Source organism: Streptomyces sp. NPDC059900 (assembly GCF_050270335.1).
Classification (GTDB): Bacteria; Actinomycetota; Actinomycetes; order Streptomycetales; family Streptomycetaceae; genus Streptomyces.
Map to the genome: position 1 here is coordinate 1 of NZ_JBNNJZ010000898.1, position 2,282 is coordinate 2,282.

A 2,282-nucleotide genomic window follows, 5' to 3' on the forward strand; every position below is an offset into this window, starting at 1 on the left:
CACTCACCCGGTGCAGGTCAAAGGTCTGCACATCGGTGCGCTGGCGGTCGCGGCCCCGTCCCTCTACCGGGAGTTGCTCGTCGAGATCGAGACTCTGATCGCCCACGGCGTGTACGCGCCCGGCACTCCCCGGGTGCACCCCCTGGCCGAGGGAGCGAGGGTGCTGCGGCAACTCGAAGCGGGCCGGACACAGGGCAAGCTCGCCCTGGACCCCTGGCGTTAGGAACGCACGGCCGACAGCTGCGCCGTCGAGCCGCGGACGACGAGTTCGGGCTCGAAGAGCAGTTCGCCGGGGTGCGGCTGGGTCCCCCTGATCTGCGCGCACAGCAGATCGACCGCCGCGCGGCCCATCGCCTCGATGGGCTGGCGCACCGTCGACAGCGGCGGTTCCGTGCAGGTCATGAAAGCCGAGTCGTCGAAGCCGACCACGGAGACGTCGGAGGGGACGGAGAGCCCCCGGCGGCGGGCCGCCCTGATCGCCCCGAGGGCCAGCGGGTCGCTGCCGCACACGATGCCCGTCACTCCCCGCTCCAGGAGGCGTCCGGCTGCGGCCTGGCCGCCCTCCAGCGAGAAGATCGACCGCTCGACGTGCTCCTCGGCCAGCTCCGTGCCCGCCGCCCGCGCCGCCGCGCGGGCGGCTTCCAGCTTGCGGCGCGAGGGAATGTGGTCGGCGGGGCCGAGCACCAGGCCGATGCGCTCGTGCCCCAGCGACGCGAGGTGGCGCCACGCCTGTTCGACGGCGACGGCGTCGTCGCAGGCGACGCAGGGAAAGTCGAGGCCTTCGATCGACGCGTTGATCAGGACGACCGGGATGTTCCGGTCCGCAAGCAGGCGGTAGTGGTCGTGCGGTGCGTCGGCCTCGGCGAAGAGACCTCCGGCGAAGATGACGCCGGAGACGTGCTGCTGGAGCAGGAGGTCCACATAGTCGGCCTCGGAGACTCCGCCCCTGGTCTGCGTGCACAGCACCGGCGTGAGTCCCTGCTGGGCGAGCGCGCCCCCGATGACCTCGGCGAAGGCAGGGAAGATCGGGTTCTGCAACTCCGGAAGGACCAGACCGACGAGCCGGGCGCGCTCTCCGCGCAGCTGGGTGGGGCGCTCGTATCCAAGGACGTCCAGTGCCGTGAGCACGGACTGTCGTGTCGCGTCGGAGACACCGGGCTTGTCGTTGAGGACCCGGCTGACCGTTGCCTCGCTGACCCCCACCTTCTTCGCAACTTGGGCAAGTCGTCGCGTCATGAACGCAAGAATAGCGCAAGAGATGCAAGCCAGTTACGTTGATGCGGCGATCAATGTTCACGGCCGCCCGGAATCCGGACGGCCGTGAACGTACGACGTGATCCTCCAGTGGGTCAGGGCTGCATGGTGAGCTTGAACGTGGACGTGTCGTTCTTGGTGTTCTGTCCGTTGTTGCTGAACTTGGGCCGCACGAAGGTCGCTTCACCCACGGCGGGGCCCTGGCCCGCCTCCGGCATCTCGTTGACGTAGATGCCGATCGGCGCCCCGGAGATGGACACGTCCGTGAAGACGGTGTCCTTCACCGGGAACTCGGGAGTGTTGCCGGTGTACTTCGTCTGGAACATCACCCCGTGGTACGTCGGGTCGATGATGTCGACGTTGTTCACCCGGATCCCCTGGAAGACCTTGGACGCGGAGAACGCCCAGATGGCGGGGAAGTCCTGTCCCTTCCAGAAGGTGCCGCCGGCCCGTTCGATCGTGATGTTCTCGAAGGTGGTCGGATCGGTCCCGAAGCCGTTCATCGGGTAGCCGAAGTCCAGCGAGGAGATGGTGATGCCGGAGTAGACCAGGGTGTCGGCGATACGGATGTTGCGGAAGGTGTTGTTGTAGCCGCCGTAGACGGCCACGCCCGCCGCGCGCCAGGTCAGGATCGTGGTCAGGTTCTCGTAGACGTTGTTCTTCATGTCCGCGCCCCCGGCGTCGATCGCCGAGAAGAGGGCGAAACTGTCGTCGCCGGTGGCCCGTGCCTCGTTGTTGGCGACCAGGTTGTCCGTGCTGCCGTTGGTCATGTTGATGCCGTCGGCGAACATGTCGCGGATCCGCGAGTTCTTGATGGTCATGCGGTCCGTGTTGGCGCCCCAGTAGAGGCACACCATGTGTTCGTTCCAGATGTCGTCGATGGTGATGTCGGAGACGTTCTGGAAGTCGAAGACCTTGCCGGGGCCGTCGATGCGCGAGGTGTAGTTGCCGAAGTAGGCGAAGCCCGTGAAGGACGATCCCTTCGCGCTCGCCTCCGCCCGGAACCCGATGTCCGTGTTGTCCTGGGA

Annotated in this window: 2 protein-coding genes and 1 pseudogene; 1 reads left to right on the top strand and 2 read right to left on the bottom strand. The window is 67.0% G+C overall.

The genetic code is table 11. The features are described from left to right. Positions 1–223, top strand: a pseudogene (locus ACQKIP_RS45445) (NADPH:quinone oxidoreductase family protein); the annotation flags it as partial. Here ACQKIP_RS45445 and ACQKIP_RS45450 read toward each other — a convergent pair. Both ACQKIP_RS45450 and ACQKIP_RS45455 read right to left on the bottom strand, forming a co-directional pair. Further along, entirely contained in the window at positions 220–1,236 is a 1,017-nt protein-coding gene (locus tag ACQKIP_RS45450) for a LacI family DNA-binding transcriptional regulator (RefSeq protein WP_365854023.1), read from the bottom strand. The pseudogene ACQKIP_RS45445 and the gene ACQKIP_RS45450 sit on opposite strands and share 4 nt — an antisense overlap. 113 nt (positions 1,237–1,349) lie before the next feature. Further along, positions 1,350–2,282: right-handed parallel beta-helix repeat-containing protein (locus ACQKIP_RS45455; protein ID WP_427745678.1), on the bottom strand; the 933-nt coding region annotated here is incomplete at its 5' end.

Coding starts and splice junctions, on each gene's coding strand:
- ACQKIP_RS45450 (WP_365854023.1), bottom strand. CDS start 1,236: ATGACGCGACGACTTGCCCAAGTTGCGAAGAAGGTGGGGGTCAGCGAG.